The following is a 16,012-nucleotide window of genomic DNA, read 5'->3' as shown; positions in this document are numbered from 1 at the left end:
AGCGCCTGTTTGTAGCAGTGTAGCAGTGTAGCAGTGCATATTGGCGTCGTTGGCGCGCGTATCGGGAGTATGGATGAGTTCGTGAATGTGGACGATGCCCTACTGGTAGCGGTTCAGGTTGACCTTGTCCGGCTCGGCAAATCCCAGCAGGCGAAACACTTCCGTGGCGGGGTAGGCCAGCGCATTCATCGTCGCGCTGTTCCACCAGGCCATGCCGAAACAGAGCAGGCCGCTCGCGAGCGCGCCCCAGCCGAGGCTGGCGAGCTTGCTGTCAGCCTGGTTGACGCCGAGGAAAACGATGCAGAGGCTGATGCAAAACATGCTGAAACAGAAGCAGTATGCGGCGATCTTGTAATTGGCCCACATTTCGGCCGTCGCGCCTCAGGCGTGCCGGACCCAGACCAGGCCTTCGCTGTCGCTGAGGATGCCGTCGGCCACCAGCACATTGCCCTGGCGCCGCCAAAGGTGCCGCACACGACCTGGTCGCCGATCAGGCACACGACGTTCTCGGTGTCTTCGCCGTCGTACATGGCCACGTCGGCCGCGCCCGCAGCCTGTCCTTACAGCTCGCCCACCGCCGCGCCCAGGCCGGTGCCGACGCTTTTCGCGCGTTAGTGGCTGTCGATCTGCGCCAGCAGGTTTTCCTTGCCGGAAGCGACGTGGAGTTCCGTCAGAACCCCGCTGATGGCGAAGGCGGGAGATCGTGCGTCCTTCGCTGCGGCCGGCATGAAACTCATGCTGTTTTCTTCTGCATAGGGCTACCGGTGATCAGGATGGCTTGCCTTGGAGGGCGCGTGCACCGCGTGCTATCGGCTTTCGAGGTCCCTGCTGATGGTTGTTGAAGTGCGCGCTTATGTCGACGCCATTCGTACTTTTCCATCTTCGAGCGCTTTTTTATAGCAATGAATATTGCCATGGTTTGCACGGGTTTCATCGCTATGAAGCAGTGCGCGCCCGTGTACTATGCCGTACTGATAGCTATTCAAATTCACCTTTTCCGGATCGGCAAATCCGAGTACGCGAAAGGCTCCAGTGGCCGGGTCGGCCAGGACATTCATGGTGACGCTATTCCAGAATGCGATGCCAAAGCAAATCGCCGCAGTCGGCAAGGCGATCCACAGAATGCTCTCCAGCTTACTTTCTTGCGGATTTCCTCCAATAAATAGTATATAGGCGCTCACGCATACCATACTGAAACCAAAACACCAGGCGGCAATCTTGAAATTCGCTATCGATTCCGCGGCCGCTCCCCAAGCATGGCGCAGCCATACCAAACCGTCGCTCTCGCTCAAGATCCCCTCCGCGCTGGCAAGCGTCTCCTTTTGCCGGACGGCAGCTTTAACATGTTTGCCAACCGGAAGTTTGCTTGCGCCCGCAAAGGTCCCCCCGACGACGGTGTCGCCGATCAGGCAGAGGAAGTGTTCGGTTTCCTCTCCGTCATACAGGGCGACGCTGGCGGCCGCCGAGGCCTGTCCGAACATATCGCCGACCACCGCGCCCATGCCTGTGATAACGCTATTCGCCCGGTAGTGCCGATCGACTTGGGCCAATAGGTTCTCTTTGCCTGACGCAACGTGGAGTTCGGTGAGAATTCCTTCAACCAGGAAAATATCCGATGTATTGTCCTTGATCGGCATTGGCTCACTCATCTAGTTTCCTCCAACACCGATACTTTGCGCACCTTTTTCCAATTCTTCGATCTCGGATTTACTATTGACGAAATTGACGTTGACGACGCTTCTTCCGAGCCAGTTTGTGTATTTCTTTTCCTTGCGGAAGACGGATTTTTCGCACCAGTTTTGCAGGTCGTCGTCCTTTAGCAGGATATATCCGATTTCAATCGCGGTGAGACCGAGCCCGATCCAGTTCAGGCGCGCCACCCAGATCAGTAATCGCACTCGTACCGCAAGTTTCAGGGCGTATTCCCCTGCTTTAAAATACAGCCGGTAACGCAACTGATGCTCGGCGTAGCCGCGTGCCATATGTTTCATCAGGTTTTCCGAGTACGAAAAAGCTGCAACGAGCGTCAATCCGGCGCTCACAAAGCCGGTCGCGGCGCGGATACCGTAGAGCCGTCTGAGAATCGTATCTTCTTCTTTCCTGAATTTGCCCAAGTCGAGCAGCGCTCCGCAAAAACCGGCTCCAGCGCCCAGAACGCCGGCACCGAGCTTGAATCCTCCACGAACGATGTCGCCACCCTTGGCAATCGCATTGATGTTCTTGTAGGGCGTGATTTCGCGAATCGATTTGGCGGCCGAGTAGTAGGTATCGAGCACGATGCTGCCGACGGCCATGATCGAGCCGCTGAGTTCGAGCGCAGTTTTCATATCCCACTTGGCATGCGTCATTTTTTCGCCCAGGCCGATCAATTCGATGCAGCCGAGCACGACTCCAATCCGGGTTTGGTGATAGTTGTTGGTGATCTGCTCCTTCCCGACAATATCGGCCCGGGTGATCGACAGTTTGCTTTTCTCCTGAGCGTCGGCCACCAGGTCGGTCAGGGAAGGAGCGAGCTCTTTCTTGATTTGCGCGGAGGCCTTGCCCCCGGCCTTGCGCTCGGCCAGCTCGCGGTTGCGGTCCGCGTCGCGTCCCTTATAGCCATCGGCCAGTTTGCTTTTGTCGATCTTGAGGAGCAGCTCCTCCATGCGCAGTTTTTCGCATACAGAGCCCATGCGCGCAAACAGCAGCCCGCTTAGACGGGCAACCAGGATGGCATCGCCTTTTCCACCCAGACCTGCGCGGAATACCGTACGCGTGATTTCCGATATCTTATGGAATACGATCAGTTCCAGGCCATGGGACTTGCCGCCGAGTTTGCTCAACATGGACGGTTGCACCCATTTCTGGGAGAACGGTTTGCTCTGGTTGCGCGCCCACTCGTCGAATGCCGAGTCGGTTTTTTTGAATCCATCCACCAAGCCCTTGAGCGCCTTGATGTAAGTTGCAGCCGGAACTTCGGACGCAGACGTCACCGCGCCGGCTTCCTTGCGGATCGCGTCGGCGGCTTCTTTCGCGGCGGCGTACAGCGCTTCCTGGTTGTGATAATAGCCGCGCATGTAAAGATTTTTGCGCTCGATGCTGGTCGCCTGCACCCAGCCATCGATTTTCTCTTCGCCGGCCTTGCAGCCCGACAGGCCGAAGCTGCAGATGGCCGCTTCGATCGCAAATTCGTAACCCATCACTTGCGACTCGGGATCGAAGGTGTCGAAGGCGCCGACCAGGCGGTCGGCCTCGAACCATTTCAGGTGATCCGCAGCGCGCTTCTCGGCCGTATCGAAGGCGGCGTTCGAGCGCTGATCGAGCGTTTTCTTGAACAAGGCCATTTCGGCGGTATCGAGGCGGCTGGCGTACTTGTCGGCCCATTGCCGGGCGCCACGCTGCTTGCTCTCCTCGATCATGCGTTTGTAATTCGCTTCACGCGCCTTGTTCGAGCGTTCGATGTCTTTTTCCAGCGACTCGGCCTCGGCGATCCGGCCCATCTGGCGCAAGGTCCTGGCGGTGCTGGCCCGGTTGTTGGTCAGGTAGGCGCTGCTTTCGCGGTGCCGGTCGAGCGCTTCTTGCATGTCGTTGACGATGCCTTGTTCGAAGCCGACCCGGACTTCTTCGATCGCTTCATACAGTTGCATGCGGTGCTCGTTGCTGGCGCCGTAGTCGTCGGTGGCGGCCAGGTAGGATTGCAATCCTTCCAGCGGCGCGTTGCGGAAGTCGTTCAACTCCTGGGTCACGCCGATGTGGTCGTGCAGCACGAAGGCGGCCGCCTTGGTCTGTTTCATCTTGTGCTTGAGCGCGCCCAGGCGGCCCGGAGCGGGCTGGTCGGGCGCCGGCGCTGGCAAGCCGGCGAACGCCGCACTGAGCGGTTTGAACAGGTGGGTGGCGATGCTCTTGCCGAGAAAGCTGTCGGCCGCTTTTTCGTACAGCGAGTAGAGCATGAACTCCGGCACATGCTGTTCCAGCTGCTCCGCTTTCATGCTGTGTTTCTGTGCGGTGCTGCCGCCGACCCAGGCCTTGGGGTCGAACACTTGCATCTGGCCCTTCGCCACCTTGTCGTCGGCCTTGCTCTTGTATTCCTTGAGCTTGGCCACGGTCATCGGGCTTGGCGTGAACAGCAGATAGACCTTCTCGACCGACTCGACCTTATCGATGGAGATCATGCTGGCGTTGACGCCGCAGACGCTGCGGTCGCAACTGAACTCGGGAATGTTCGCCGGTGGCGTGTCGGCGGGGAATTTGTACAGAAAGGCATCGTCGATGACGCTGTACGCTTCCCAGTACAGGACGCCGGCGCGCTTGATCAGTACATACAGGTAGCCATGGCGCAGGACCCGCGGCGCGTATCTGGCATGATCGAGGACCAGGTCGCTCACCTTGTCGCCCAAGGTGGCCGGCAGGGCCGGCATGGACTTCGCGGCATCGCCCGGCACGGCGGCATAGCGCAACGGCAAGATCATTAATCCCTGTTTGTCGCAGAACTTACAGTCTTTCATCACGATTCCATTTAAGTGTTCGCATCGCCGCAAGTCGGCCTCGGGAAGCGAATCGAGGCGGTCGATAGCAATGGCTTACAGACAAGATTTCTGAGGTTGCATTAGAACACAAAACAGGACGGTATTAACGACGCCGGAAAATTGACATGGCCTGGGCAGCCCGTCGCCTGACCCGGCACAAGGGCGTCCGGGCCGCGTTTTGCGCAGTCGGCGATGATCCCGGGCGTGGCCGGGTCGCCCGCGTTTCGGTACGCGATGGAAACGGGCTTGTCCGCTCCCCGCTCGCGCAGGCCGTTCCCGGCGATCGTCATGTCCGCGAACCTTGCGCCAATAACAAAAAAGCCCACGAACGTAAATTCGTGGGCTTTCTCGATGTATCTTGGTAGGCCGTGCAGGATTCGAACCTGCGACCAACGGATTAAAAGTCCGCTGCTCTACCAGCTGAGCTAACGACCCAAGGTAAAACGTACAACGGTCAAAAAAAGCAGCGCGATCGCTCGCAACTGCTTGATGTGCTTACTGCGAATTCGTGGTAGGCCGTGCGGGATTCGAACCTGCGACCAACGGATTAAAAGTCCGCTGCTCTACCAGCTGAGCTAACGACCCCGAAAGAGGCAATATTATAGCTGGCGATTTCGATTTCCGCTAGGAAGTTTTGCAAGCGGTGTTGCGCGGCCGCGCGTCAGGTCAGCTTGGCCGTCACTTTCAGCACTTCCTCGGCCGTGGTCGTGCCCTCGATGATCTTGTAGGCGCCCGCGATGCGCAGCGGCTTCATGCCGTCGCCCACGCTCTGCTTGCGCAGCGCCGCCAGGTCGGTCTGCTTGCCGATCATATTGGTGAAGCTTTCCGTCACCGTCAGCAACTCGTACAGCCCGGTACGGCCGCGGAAACCCGTCTGGCGGCATTCCGGACAGCCGATCGGCCGGTACACCACCGCCGGCTTGGGAATGTTCCAGGAGCCGCCGATGCTGTCCCACACATCGTCGTTGAGCTCGCCCCCGGGCGCCTTGCACAGCGGGCACAGGGTACGCACCAGGCGCTGCGCCATGATGCCGATCAGGGTCGCTTCCAGCAGGTAATGCGGCACGCCCAGTTCGAGCAGGCGCATCACGGCCGAGGGCGCATCGTTGGTGTGCAGGGTCGACAGCACCAGGTGGCCGGTCAGGGCCGCCTGGATCGCCATTTCGGCGGTGGCCAGGTCGCGGATCTCGCCGACCATGATGATGTCGGGATCTTGCCGCATCAGCGCCCGCACGCCCTCGGAAAAGCCGAGGTCGAGGCCGGACTGTACCTGCATCTGGTTGAACGAGGGTTCGACCATCTCGATCGGGTCTTCCACCGTGCACACATTCACCTCGCTGGTGGCGAGCGCCTTGAGGGTCGTGTACAGGGTGGTGGTCTTGCCCGACCCGGTCGGGCCGGTGACCAGGATGATGCCGTGCGGGCGCGCGGTCAGCCCGTCCCAGCGCGCCGCGTCGTCCGGCGGGAAACCGAGTTCGGGCAAGGTCTTGACCACCACTTCCGGATCGAAAATCCGCATCACCAGCTTTTCGCCGAAAGCGGTCGGCATGGTCGACAGGCGCAGCTCGACTTCCTGGCCGCCCGTGGTGCGGGTCTTGATGCGGCCGTCCTGCGGGCGGCGTTTTTCGATCACATCCATGCGCCCGAGCAGCTTGATGCGCGCCGTCATGGCGATCATCACCACCGCCGGCACCTGGTAGACCTGGTGCAGCATGCCATCGATGCGGAAACGCACGGAGGCGATCTCGCGCTTCGGTTCCAGGTGGATGTCCGAGGCGCGCTGTTCGAACGCGTACTGCCACAGCCAGTCGACGATATTGACCACGTGCTGGTCGTTGGCGTCGAGCTTGTTGGACTTGCCGAGTTCGACCAGTTGTTCGAAGTTATTGCGCAGCGCCAGGTCCTGGCCCTTGGACTTGTTGGCGTCCTTGATCGACTTGGCCAGGCTGAAGAACTGGGAAATATATTGCGAAATCTCCAGCGGGTTGGCAATCACCAGCTCGATCTTGCGCCGCGACACCTTGGTGATTTCGGCTTGCCATTCGACCGCGAACGGATCGGTGGTGGCCACCACCAGGGTCGTGGCGCTCAGTTCGACCGGCAGGATGTTGAAGCGCGCGGCATAGCTCGCGGTCATCACATCGGCCACCTTGGTAAAGTCGATCTTGAGCGGGTCGATGCGGATGAAGGGCAGCTTGACCTTGCCTGCAGCCCATTCCGTCAGCACGTCGAGCGTGAGCAGGCGCTGCGGGGGCAGGGCCGAGACCAGCTTGCACTGGGCCACGGCCGAAAGCGGGTGCATGGACCCGACCGCCGTCTTGAGGATGCCCTGGGCCTGGGCGAAATTGGCCTTGACGTTGGCCTTTTCCACGATGCCGTCGGCCAGCAGCCACGAAAAAATCGCTTGCAGGTCGAGCGACTTGGGGGTGCTGCGCTTGGGCGCGGCGCTGGCTTCTTGATGTTCTGCGTTCAATCCGGTGTCTCCCTCTTGGCGCTGCATGTTGTCTTGGCGCTGCATGTTGTCTTGGCGCTGCATGTTGTCTTGGCGCTGCACGTCGTTTACTTGGCCGACAATAAACCCTTGACCCAGGATTTGGCCGGCAGCTTGGTCGCCGCCACGATCTGTGCGGCGCGCGCGGCGAGGGCCTCCGGGTCGATCGCGGGGCGCTGCCTGAAGCACAGCGCGACGACATTGCCGTCATGGACTTCCGGCAGGCAGATCACCTGGTCGAAGGCAAATTTCATGGCCTTGATATTGCGCGCGAAGCTGGGATGGTCGCCGAACAGGTTGACCGTCATCATGCCGCCATCGCGCAGGCAGGCGTTGCAGGCCTGGTAGAACTCGGGCGTGTCGAGCACCGGGCCGCGCGCGGTGGCGTCGTACAGGTCGCATTGCAGCACGTCGAAGGCCTCGGCGTTGGCGGCATCGTTGACGAAGTCGAGCGCATCCATTTCCAGCACGCGCAGGCGCGCGTCCTCGGGCGGCATCTTGAACATCGAGGCGCAGATGGCGATCACCGAGGGATTGAGTTCGACCGCCGTGACCGACGCTTCGGGAAAGTTGCGGTAGCAGTATTTGGTCAGGGTGGCCGTGCCCAGGCCGAGCTGGGCGATGGCGCGCGGCGCCTCGATGAACAGCATCCAGGCCATCATTTGCTGGGCATATTCGAGTTCGGGCCAGTCGGGCTTGCGGATGCGCATGGCGCCCTGCACCCATTCGGTGCCGAAATGCAGGTAGCGCACGCCATCCTGTTCGGAGAGGGTGACCGGCGCAAATTTGGGCTTACGGGCTGGACGGCGCGAAGATTCGGCCTGTTCGATGGATTTTCGTTTGATGAGCATAGGACGCCTGATTCGATCGCCCATTATCGGTGGATGGCTTACTGGAGTGCAAGCTAAATGCGGGGGAGGCGGGAAAGGCGTTCCGTGCACCCCGGTCCTGTGCGCCAAGGGCGGGCAGGACCGGGGGGCGGCAATGCGCGGCTGCGCGGGCGCTTACTGGCCCCGTTCCGGCTCGACCGACACGCGCAGGCGGATGCGCTGGCCGGGGTCGCGGTCCATCAGGCTGGTGTAGGTCTGGCCGCGGTAGTCGTAGGTGACGTCGTAGCCGGTGGTGCGCGACTCGTAGGCATCGACCATGCGGCACTGGCGCACAGCCTGTTCCTGCATGTACTGCGGCTGGTCCTGCACCGCGCGGCCGTTATTGTCGACCCGGTCGCCCACCACCGCGCCGGCGATCGCGCCGGCCGCCGTGGCCGCCGCGCGGCCGCTGCCGCCGCCGACCTGGTTGCCCAGCAAGGCGCCGGCGATGCCGCCGATGATGGCGCCGCCCGCGCTGCGCTGCTGCGGCGCCTGCTGCACCGGCACCTGCACGTACTCGGTCTTGCATTCCTCGCGCGGCTGGCGGATCTGCTCGACCCGTGGCTGGACACGGATCACGCGACCATAGTCGGCGAACTCGCTCGCCTGGGCGAAGGGCAGCGAGCACAAGCCCAGCGCCGTCACGATCAGTTTGGTGTGCATTTTCATGGGATACCTCATTTGTAGGGTAAGACAAGCAAGAGGGTTCTGAGTTCCAGGCCTGAGAACCACGAAACCATGGTAATCCTCTCCGCGCCGGTTTTGGAGTCCGCATGGCAACAATTTGTAACAGCGGAGAAGAGTCATGGTATCCGCTTGCAGAATGGGCCCGGCGATTCCTCAGGCGGACTGCCCGGGCCTGCCAAATTAGAGGCTTTATACAGAATTCGCCCTCATTTATTACAAATATTGTGGTTCAAATCACATTCGGGTTGATTCAGTAACCACAAAACGTTACCCTTATACGATTAGGGGGTATATTGGCGGGTGGCAACGGTAGCAGGAGATCGGCGTTTTTCCCGGTAAACGCCACGCATCGGCAACAATAGTACTGAAACGCACCCGACCACACCAGGACGACTTGAGGGAAAAATGAGTTTGTTGATTACAGTGCCGCCCAATCTTGTGCAGTCCATCCGAGCCTTCCGTGTAGTGGAACTGCAAGAAGAAGCAGTCCGGCTCGGGCAGCATTTCCTGTACGCGCATTGCGCCGATACGCTGACCAAACAGCAGGTGTGCGGACGCATCGCCGAGAATTTTTACTTTCCCAAGCCTTGCGGCAAGAATTTCGACGCCCTGCGCGAATGCCTGACCGACACCATCAGCAAGGCCGGCGCCCAGCCGGGCTTCATCGTGGTTCTCGAACAATTGCCCAACACGCAGAAATTCGACAAGGAAGCGCGCGAAACCCTGCTCGACGTGTTCCGCGACGGCGCCGACTACTGGGCCGAGAAAAAAGTGCCGTTCCGCGTGTTCTACTCCTTCGAATAAGGCGCCGGCGGCGCGCGCCGCCGCCGGCCCTGGCACGGCGCATCCGTGCTGCGCTGCAACAATTGCATCCCGGTTTATTGGTCCGGCCAGCCGCTCAGGGTACAATGCGCGCTATGAAAAACATTGTGATCCTCATTTCCGGGCGCGGCAGCAACATGGAAGCCGTCGTCCATGCTGCTCGGGAAGAGCAGTGGCCGGCGCGTATCGCGGCCGTCATCAGCAACAAGGCCGATGCCAAGGGCCTTGAATTTGCCCAGAAACACGGCATTCCGACCGCCGTGGTCGCCAACAAGGAATTCGCCACGCGCGAGGCTTTCGATGCTGCCTTGCAGGAAACCATCGACCGCTTTGCACCCGACCTGGTGGTGCTGGCCGGCTTCATGCGCATTCTCACGCCAGGCTTCGTCGCCCATTACGAGGCGCGCATGCTCAATATTCATCCCTCGCTGCTGCCGCTGTTTCCCGGCCTGCACACCCACCAGCAGGCGCTCGACGCCGGCGTGGCCAGGCACGGCGCCACGGTGCACTTCGTCACCGCCGAACTCGATCACGGCCCGGCCGTGCTCAAGGCGGAAGTCGACGTGCTGCCGGGCGATACCGAGGACACACTGGCCGCGCGCGTGCTGGTGCAGGAACACACGCTGTACCCGCGCGCGATCCGCCTGTTCGTCGAGGACCGGCTCAGCATCGATCACGGCGCCGTCCGCATCGCCGATAAAACCAATAATTAACCAAGGAATACCATGAGATTGCCACCAGCGATTCTCGCCAATACCGAAGAAGTATTGCGCGAGATCTTGCGTTTTTCGGCGCCCGCCGACACCACCCTGTCGCGCTACTTCAAAGACCACCCCCGCCTGGGCGCGCGCGAGCGCGGCGCCGTGGCGGAAGGCATTTACGCCATCCTGCGCAATAAAACCTTTTTCACCGACTTCGCCGAAGCGGGCGCCAGCCCGACCATGCGCCGCCTGACCATCCTCGGCCTGGCCGAAGCGGTGGGCGTCGATTCGCTGGGCGGCCTGACCGAAGAAGAAACCGAATTCCTGAACCGCATCAAGGAAATCGACCGCAACCTGATGCCGCCGCAAATGCGGTCGAACCTGCCGAAGTGGCTGTTCGACAAATTCGTGGCCCAGTACGGCGAAGCCGAGACCCTGGCCCTGGCCAATGCCCTGAACCAGCCGGCCCCGCTCGACCTGCGCGTCAATTCGATCAAGGCCACGCGCGACGAGGTTGTCGCCGGCCTGGCCGAAGCGCCGATCGAGGCGCTGCCGATGCCGTACGCCCCGCTCGGCCTGCGCGTGCTGAAAAAGCCATCGCTGCAAAACCTGCCGCTGTTCAAGAGCGGTGCGATCGAGGTGCAGGACGAGGGCAGCCAGGTGCTGAGCCAGATCGTCGGCGCCAAGCGCGGCGACATGGTAGTCGACTTCTGCGCCGGCGCCGGCGGCAAGACCCTGGCGCTGGGCGCGCTGATGCGCAACACCGGCCGCTTGTATGCCTTCGACATTTCCGAAAAGCGCCTCGCCAAGCTCAAGCCGCGCCTGGCGCGCAGCGGCTTGTCGAACGTGCATCCGGTGCAGATCGCGCACGAGCGCGATGCCAAGATCAAGCGCCTGGCCGGCAAGATCGACCGCGTGCTGGTCGACGCCCCGTGCTCGGGCCTGGGTACCCTGCGCCGCAATCCGGACGTGAAATGGCGCCAGAAGGTCGAGGCCGTCGCCGAAATGCAGGAAAAGCAAGCCTCGATCCTGGACGGCGCGGCGCGCCTGCTCAAGGGCGGCGGCCGCCTGGTGTATGCCACCTGCAGTCTGCTGGACGAAGAGAACGACTTCATCGTCGAGCAATTCCTGGCCGCCCATCCGGAATTCGACCTGGTGCCGATGAGCAAAGTGCTGGCTGAGCAAAAGATCGAGCTGGAGATGGGCGACTATCTCAAGCTGTTGCCGCACAAGCACCAGACCGACGGCTTTTTCGCCGCCGTGCTGGAACGCAAGCCGATGGCGCCCAAGCCACCGAAAGACAAGCCGGCCGACGACAGCGACGCCGGCGCCGAGACCGACGAATAATACCCGCTAGCCCATGCCTTTATCGAACGTGCTGTCCGACCTGATCGATGATTTCGATCAACCCAGCTTCCTGTACCAGGCCGGGGCCATCGCTGTCTGTATCGTGCTGGGCTGGGGGCTCGGTTACGCCATCCGGCGTGCCTGGCTGCGCGGGCGCACCGGAAGCGGCATGGTGCAAATGGGGGTGGAAAGTTTCTCCTATGTGCTCAGTCCGCTGGCGGTGGTGGGATTCCTTGCCATCGCCAAAGTGTTGTTCACGGCGGAACGCTACAATATTCATCTGCTGCGCCTGGCGCTGCCGCTGTTCGCCTCGCTGGCGGTGATCCGCCTGGCGTTCTACCTGATGCGGCGCGTGTTCGCGCGCCACGGTCCGGTCGGCGCCGCCATTCTTACCTTCGAAAAAATCTTCGCCATGCTGGTCTGGCTGGCCGTGGCAATGTATATCGCCGGGCTCTGGCCGGATGTGTTCGATTTCCTCGAGACCACCAAGCTGCCGCTCGGCAAAAACAGGGTGTCGCTGGCGGCCATCCTGCAAGCCATCGTGTCGGTCGTGATCCTGCTGATGCTGGCGCTGTGGGCCGGCGCTTCCCTGGAAGAACGCCTGATGGGCGTGCAGGGCATCCACACCTCCTCGCGCGCCGTGATCGGCCGCATGAGCCGCGCGGTGCTGATCATCATTGCGGTGCTGGGCAGCCTGACCCTGGTGGGGATCGACCTGACCGTGCTGTCGGTGTTCGGCGGCGCGCTCGGCGTCGGCCTCGGCCTCGGCATGCAGAAGATCGCCAGCAACTATGTGTCCGGCTTCGTGATCCTGCTCGAACGCAGCCTGGCCATCGGCGACATGATCTCGGTCGATAAATTCACCGGCAAGGTCACCCATATCAATACCCGCTACACCATCCTGCAAGGACTCGATGGGGTGGAGACGGTATTGCCGAATGAAATGCTGATTTCCGGGCCGGTGCAGAACCAGTCGCTGTCGAACCGCTCGATCCGGGTCTCGACCACCATCAGCGTCGCCTACGACAGCGACCTCAACGTCATCATGCCCTTGCTGGAACAGCAACCGCACGGGGTCGAGCGGGTGCTGGAAGATCCGGCGCCGGGCGTGTCGCTCAATAAGTTCGGCCTCGACGGCTACGACCTGGAAGTGGGCTTCTGGATCCGCGATCCCGAAAACGGCCGCGGCGGCGTGATCTCTGAGGTAAACAGAAAGATTTACGCGCTGGTCCAGGCGGGCCAGATCAAGCTGGCGTATCCTTCGCGCGACACTCGCCTGCTCGACGCCCAGATGGTGGCCGTGCTGGCAGGAATTTCTCGCCCAAGTTGAAATGATTGGTGGGAATCGTACCATGCGGTACGGTATCGTCGTAAAATGGCTCACTCGATCGTTTCCATGTGGCATGGTCGAGATAGCAACGACCACCAATCTGGAGCGGGAATGAATTTGTTAAGCACCACCTTGAATGCTGTGCTCGATTTTGCGGCGACTGGCCTGATTGGCCTGTCCGGCTGGGAAGTCGTGATTTACACGCTGATCGTCACGCATATTACGATTGCCAGCGTCACCATCTATTTACACCGTCACCAGGCCCACCGCGCGCTGGACCTGCATGCGATTCCAAGCCACTTTTTCCGTTTCTGGCTGTGGCTGACCACCGGCCAGGTCACCAAGGAGTGGGCCGCGATCCACCGCAAGCACCACGCCAAATGCGATACGGCCGAAGATCCGCACAGCCCGGTCACGCGCGGCATCCGCAAGGTCCTGTTCGAAGGCGCCGAGCTGTATCGCGCCGAGTCGAAGAACATGGAAACGATGGAAAAGTACGGCCACGGCACGCCGACCGACTGGATCGAGCGCAATCTGTACACCCGTTACAGCTGGCAGGGCGTCGCCGCGCTGCTGGTGATTAACTTCGCCCTGTTCGGCGTGATCGGCGTGACCATCTGGGCGATCCAGATGGCATGGATTCCGATTACCGCCGCCGGCATCATCAACGGCATCGGCCACTATTGGGGTTATCGCAATTACGATTGCTCCGACGCGGCCACCAATATCATCCCGTTCGGCATCCTGATCGGCGGCGAAGAACTGCATAACAATCACCACACCTTTGCCACTTCGGCCAAGCTGTCGTCGAAATGGTACGAATTCGATATTGGCTGGTTCTATATCCGCGTGCTGGAAACGCTGGGCCTGGCCAAGGTGAAGAAAGTGGCGCCCAAGCCGGCTTTCGAGCATGGCAAGACCGTGGCCGACCTGGACACCCTGCAATCGGTGATCGCCAACCGCTACGACGTGATGGCGAAATACGCCAAATCGGTGAAGCAGGCCTGGCGCGAGGAATTCGAGCACCTGAAGCACAAGGCCGAGCTGGAATCGCGCTTCCTGAAATCCTCGCGCAAGCTCTTGCAGCGCGAGCCGGGCAAGCTGGAAGATCCGCAGAAGCAGCAATTGATCGAGCTGTTCCAGCACAGCAAGGCGCTGGAAACCATGCACCAGATGCGCGTGGAACTGGGCGCGATCTGGGAGCGTTCGCACTTTACCCGCGACCAGCTGCTGCAGCAGTTGCAGGACTGGTGCACGCGCGCCGAAGCATCGGGCATCAAATCGCTGCAGGAATTCTCGCTGCGCCTGCGCAGCTACGCGTAACGCCGGCGTTTTCCTCTGCCACCGACCCGAAGACCGTCATTCCCGCCTGGGAATGGCGGTTTTTCAGTTGACGCCCGAGCGCGCAATGCGGGCCTCCGATCGTCAACAGCGAATCCCATGACCAAGAAAATCGCCATCCTGTTCGTCTGCATGGCCAACTACTGCCGTTCCCCGACCGCCGAAGGCGTGTTCCGCAGCCGCGCCATTGCGGCGGGCCTGGACCCGTTCCTGCTGATCGCTTCGGCCGCCACCTCGAATTACCGCATCGGCCACGCGCCCGATCCGCGTTCGAGCGAGCACGCGGCGCGCAGGGGCATCGACCTGAGGGCGCAGCGCGCGCGCCGGATCACCTTGGAAGACTTCGAACGGTTCGACCATATCCTGGGCATGGACCACCAGAATATCGCCATGCTCACGGCGGCCTGTCCGCCGCAATACCGCCACAAGATCGGCCTGCTGATGCAGTTCGCGAGCCGCTCGGACTCGGACGTGGTGCCGGACCCGTACGGGGGCGACGTCGATGGTTTCGAACTGGTGCTCGACTATATCGAAGACGCCGCCGACGGCCTGGTGGCCAGCCTGCGCGAGCGCCTCGCCGCGCGCGCCAAGGGCGCATAAAGCAAAAGAGCCGCGCACTTGCGTGGCGGCTCTTCTGGTACTGAAATCGGGATCGCGGATTACTTGATCTTGGTTTCTTTGTACATCACGTGCTTGCGTGCTTTAGGATCGAACTTCATGATCTCCATTTTTGCAGGCATCGTGCGTTTGTTTTTATCGGTGGTGTAGAAGTGACCCGTACCTGCGGTCGATTCCAGCTTGATTTTGTCGCGGCCAGTTTTTGCCATGATAGCTCCCTAATTAAACTTTTTCGCCACGGGCACGCATGTCGACCAGCACGGCATCGATGCCGACTTTGTCGATTACGCGCAGACCGGCGTTGGACAGGCGCAGGGAGACCCAGCGGTTTTCCGATTCCACAAAAATACGACGGTTTTGCAGGTTAGGCAAAAAACGACGCTTCGTTTTGTTGTTAGCGTGGGAGACGTTGTTACCAACCATCGGGCCCTTGCCAGTTACTTGGCAAACACGTGCCATAGCGCACTCCTTGAATATATCCAAAATTGGAAAAACAAGAGTATAGCGTGAAAAGCGAAGCTAAATCAACGACTTGTGAAAAACAATTGTGTCTTATGATCGAAAAAATTTAACAATTTGGCGGGGTCCGACAAGCTTACATCTGGCCGTGCTCGGCGAAGGAATGGACATGGGGGCCCGCGACCACGAAATGGTCGAGCACGCGCACATCGATCAGCGCCAGCGCCTGCACCAGCGCGCGGGTCAGCAGCAGGTCCGCTTCGCTGGGGTGGGGCGAGCCCGACGGGTGGTTGTGCGCCAATAAAATGCTGGCCGCGTTGCGCGCCAGCGCCGCTTTCACCACCTCGCGCGGATGCACGCTGGTGTGGGTCAGGGTGCCGCGAAACATTTCTTCACAGGCGATCAGGCGATGCTTGACGTCCAGGAACAACACGAGGAAGGATTCGTGCGCCTGGCGGCCCAGTTGCATGCGCAGGTACTGGCGCACCGCTTCCGGGGCATTGAGCAGCGCGCCGCTGGCGAGGCGCTCGCCGATGGCGCGCTGGGCTAACTCCATGACCGCCTGCAATTGCGCGAACTTGGCGGGGCCGAGTCCGTGTACCGTGGATAACTGCACCAGGCTGGCGCCGAACAGGCCGTTGATCGAGCCGAAGCGCAGCAAGAGCTCGCGTCCGAGCTCGACCGCGCTCTTGCCGCGCACGCCCACGCGCAGGAAAACCGCCAGCAATTCCGGGTCGGACAGGGCCGCCGCGCCTTCGCTGATGAGCCGCTCGCGCGGACGCTGCTGTTCCGGCCAATCCTTGATGCCCATCGCGCCTCCGCTTGAATGGTAAACTTGCAAC

Annotated in this window: 17 protein-coding genes and 2 tRNA genes; 6 read left to right on the top strand and 13 right to left on the bottom strand. The window is 61.0% G+C overall.

The annotated features are described in order from the left end of the window. Positions 1-99 precede the first annotated feature (99 nt). The 10 genes from EJB06_RS18325 to EJB06_RS18285 all read right to left on the bottom strand — a co-directional run bounded on the left by EJB06_RS18325 (position 100) and on the right by EJB06_RS18285 (position 8,534). Positions 100-321, bottom strand: coding sequence for a hypothetical protein (locus tag EJB06_RS18325; RefSeq protein ID WP_126075455.1), 222 nt, complete (start codon positions 319-321; stop codon positions 100-102). A 290-nt stretch (positions 322-611) separates the two neighbouring features. Further along, positions 612-737, bottom strand: coding sequence for a hypothetical protein (locus EJB06_RS32905; protein ID WP_267876907.1), 126 nt, complete (start codon positions 735-737; stop codon positions 612-614). A 114-nt stretch (positions 738-851) separates the two neighbouring features. Then, the gene (locus EJB06_RS18320; protein WP_126075454.1) at positions 852-1,649 is read right to left on the bottom strand and encodes a hypothetical protein; all 798 of its coding nucleotides are present in this window, start codon (positions 1,647-1,649) and stop codon (positions 852-854) included. Then, entirely contained in the window at positions 1,650-4,484 is a 2,835-nt protein-coding gene (locus EJB06_RS18315) for a T6SS effector BTH_I2691 family protein (RefSeq protein ID WP_307720457.1), read from the bottom strand. A 101-nt stretch (positions 4,485-4,585) separates the two neighbouring features. Continuing rightward, a complete protein-coding gene (locus EJB06_RS18310) occupies positions 4,586-4,795 on the bottom strand; it encodes a hypothetical protein (protein ID WP_126075452.1) in 210 nt (69 codons plus the stop codon). 69 nt (positions 4,796-4,864) lie between these two features. After that, positions 4,865-4,940 (bottom strand) — tRNA-Lys (locus tag EJB06_RS18305). A gap of 74 nt (positions 4,941-5,014) precedes the next feature. Further along, positions 5,015-5,090, bottom strand: a tRNA-Lys gene (locus EJB06_RS18300). 76 nt (positions 5,091-5,166) lie between these two features. Then, a complete protein-coding gene (gene tfpB, locus EJB06_RS18295; RefSeq protein WP_126075584.1) occupies positions 5,167-7,005 on the bottom strand; it encodes a type IV pilus assembly ATPase TfpB in 1,839 nt (612 codons plus the stop codon). A 59-nt stretch (positions 7,006-7,064) separates the two neighbouring features. Next, positions 7,065-7,847 (bottom strand): spermine/spermidine synthase domain-containing protein, encoded by a 783-nt coding sequence (locus EJB06_RS18290; RefSeq protein ID WP_126075451.1) that lies wholly within the window; start codon positions 7,845-7,847, stop codon positions 7,065-7,067. A 153-nt stretch (positions 7,848-8,000) separates the two neighbouring features. Continuing rightward, positions 8,001-8,534 carry a glycine zipper 2TM domain-containing protein gene (locus EJB06_RS18285; RefSeq protein WP_126075450.1) on the bottom strand — a complete coding sequence of 178 codons (534 nt, stop codon included), beginning with the start codon at positions 8,532-8,534 and terminating at the stop codon, positions 8,001-8,003. Between the two features lie 423 nt (positions 8,535-8,957). On the opposite strand from EJB06_RS18285, the gene EJB06_RS18280 reads away from it, so the two are divergent. The 6 genes from EJB06_RS18280 to EJB06_RS18255 all read left to right on the top strand — a co-directional run bounded on the left by EJB06_RS18280 (position 8,958) and on the right by EJB06_RS18255 (position 14,693). After that, complete coding sequence (locus EJB06_RS18280) at positions 8,958-9,356, top strand: barstar family protein (protein WP_126075449.1); 399 nt, start codon at positions 8,958-8,960, stop codon at positions 9,354-9,356. 113 nt (positions 9,357-9,469) lie between these two features. Continuing rightward, complete coding sequence (gene purN / locus EJB06_RS18275) at positions 9,470-10,087, top strand: phosphoribosylglycinamide formyltransferase (RefSeq protein ID WP_126075448.1); 618 nt, start codon at positions 9,470-9,472, stop codon at positions 10,085-10,087. A 12-nt stretch (positions 10,088-10,099) separates the two neighbouring features. Beyond that, positions 10,100-11,422, top strand: a complete 1,323-nt coding sequence (locus tag EJB06_RS18270; RefSeq protein ID WP_126075447.1) for an RsmB/NOP family class I SAM-dependent RNA methyltransferase — start codon at positions 10,100-10,102, stop codon at positions 11,420-11,422. A 13-nt stretch (positions 11,423-11,435) separates the two neighbouring features. Then, positions 11,436-12,752 (top strand): mechanosensitive ion channel family protein, encoded by a 1,317-nt coding sequence (locus EJB06_RS18265; protein ID WP_126075446.1) that lies wholly within the window; start codon positions 11,436-11,438, stop codon positions 12,750-12,752. A 111-nt stretch (positions 12,753-12,863) separates the two neighbouring features. Next, a complete protein-coding gene (locus EJB06_RS18260; RefSeq protein ID WP_126075445.1) occupies positions 12,864-14,075 on the top strand; it encodes a DesA family fatty acid desaturase in 1,212 nt (403 codons plus the stop codon). 117 nt (positions 14,076-14,192) lie between these two features. Further along, on the top strand, positions 14,193-14,693 hold the full coding sequence (locus EJB06_RS18255; protein ID WP_126075444.1) for a low molecular weight protein-tyrosine-phosphatase: 501 nt from the start codon (positions 14,193-14,195) through the stop codon (positions 14,691-14,693). A gap of 59 nt (positions 14,694-14,752) precedes the next feature. Here EJB06_RS18255 and rpmG read toward each other — a convergent pair whose 3' ends face one another. The 3 genes from rpmG to radC all read right to left on the bottom strand — a co-directional run bounded on the left by rpmG (position 14,753) and on the right by radC (position 15,981). Further along, a complete protein-coding gene (gene rpmG / locus EJB06_RS18250) occupies positions 14,753-14,923 on the bottom strand; it encodes a 50S ribosomal protein L33 (RefSeq protein ID WP_197422130.1) in 171 nt (56 codons plus the stop codon). 10 nt (positions 14,924-14,933) lie between these two features. Then, positions 14,934-15,170, bottom strand: coding sequence for a 50S ribosomal protein L28 (rpmB, locus tag EJB06_RS18245; protein WP_054264245.1), 237 nt, complete (start codon positions 15,168-15,170; stop codon positions 14,934-14,936). Positions 15,171-15,306: 136 nt separating this feature from the next. Continuing rightward, complete coding sequence (gene radC, locus EJB06_RS18240) at positions 15,307-15,981, bottom strand: RadC family protein (protein WP_126075443.1); 675 nt, start codon at positions 15,979-15,981, stop codon at positions 15,307-15,309. Between the last annotated feature and the right edge of the window lie 31 nt (positions 15,982-16,012).

Source organism: Massilia atriviolacea, assembly GCF_003953935.1.
GTDB classification, from domain to species: domain Bacteria; phylum Pseudomonadota; class Gammaproteobacteria; order Burkholderiales; family Burkholderiaceae_D; genus Telluria_A; species Telluria_A atriviolacea.
Note: the sequence above shows the minus strand (reverse complement) of the source record. Positions and strands in the feature narration are given on the sequence as shown.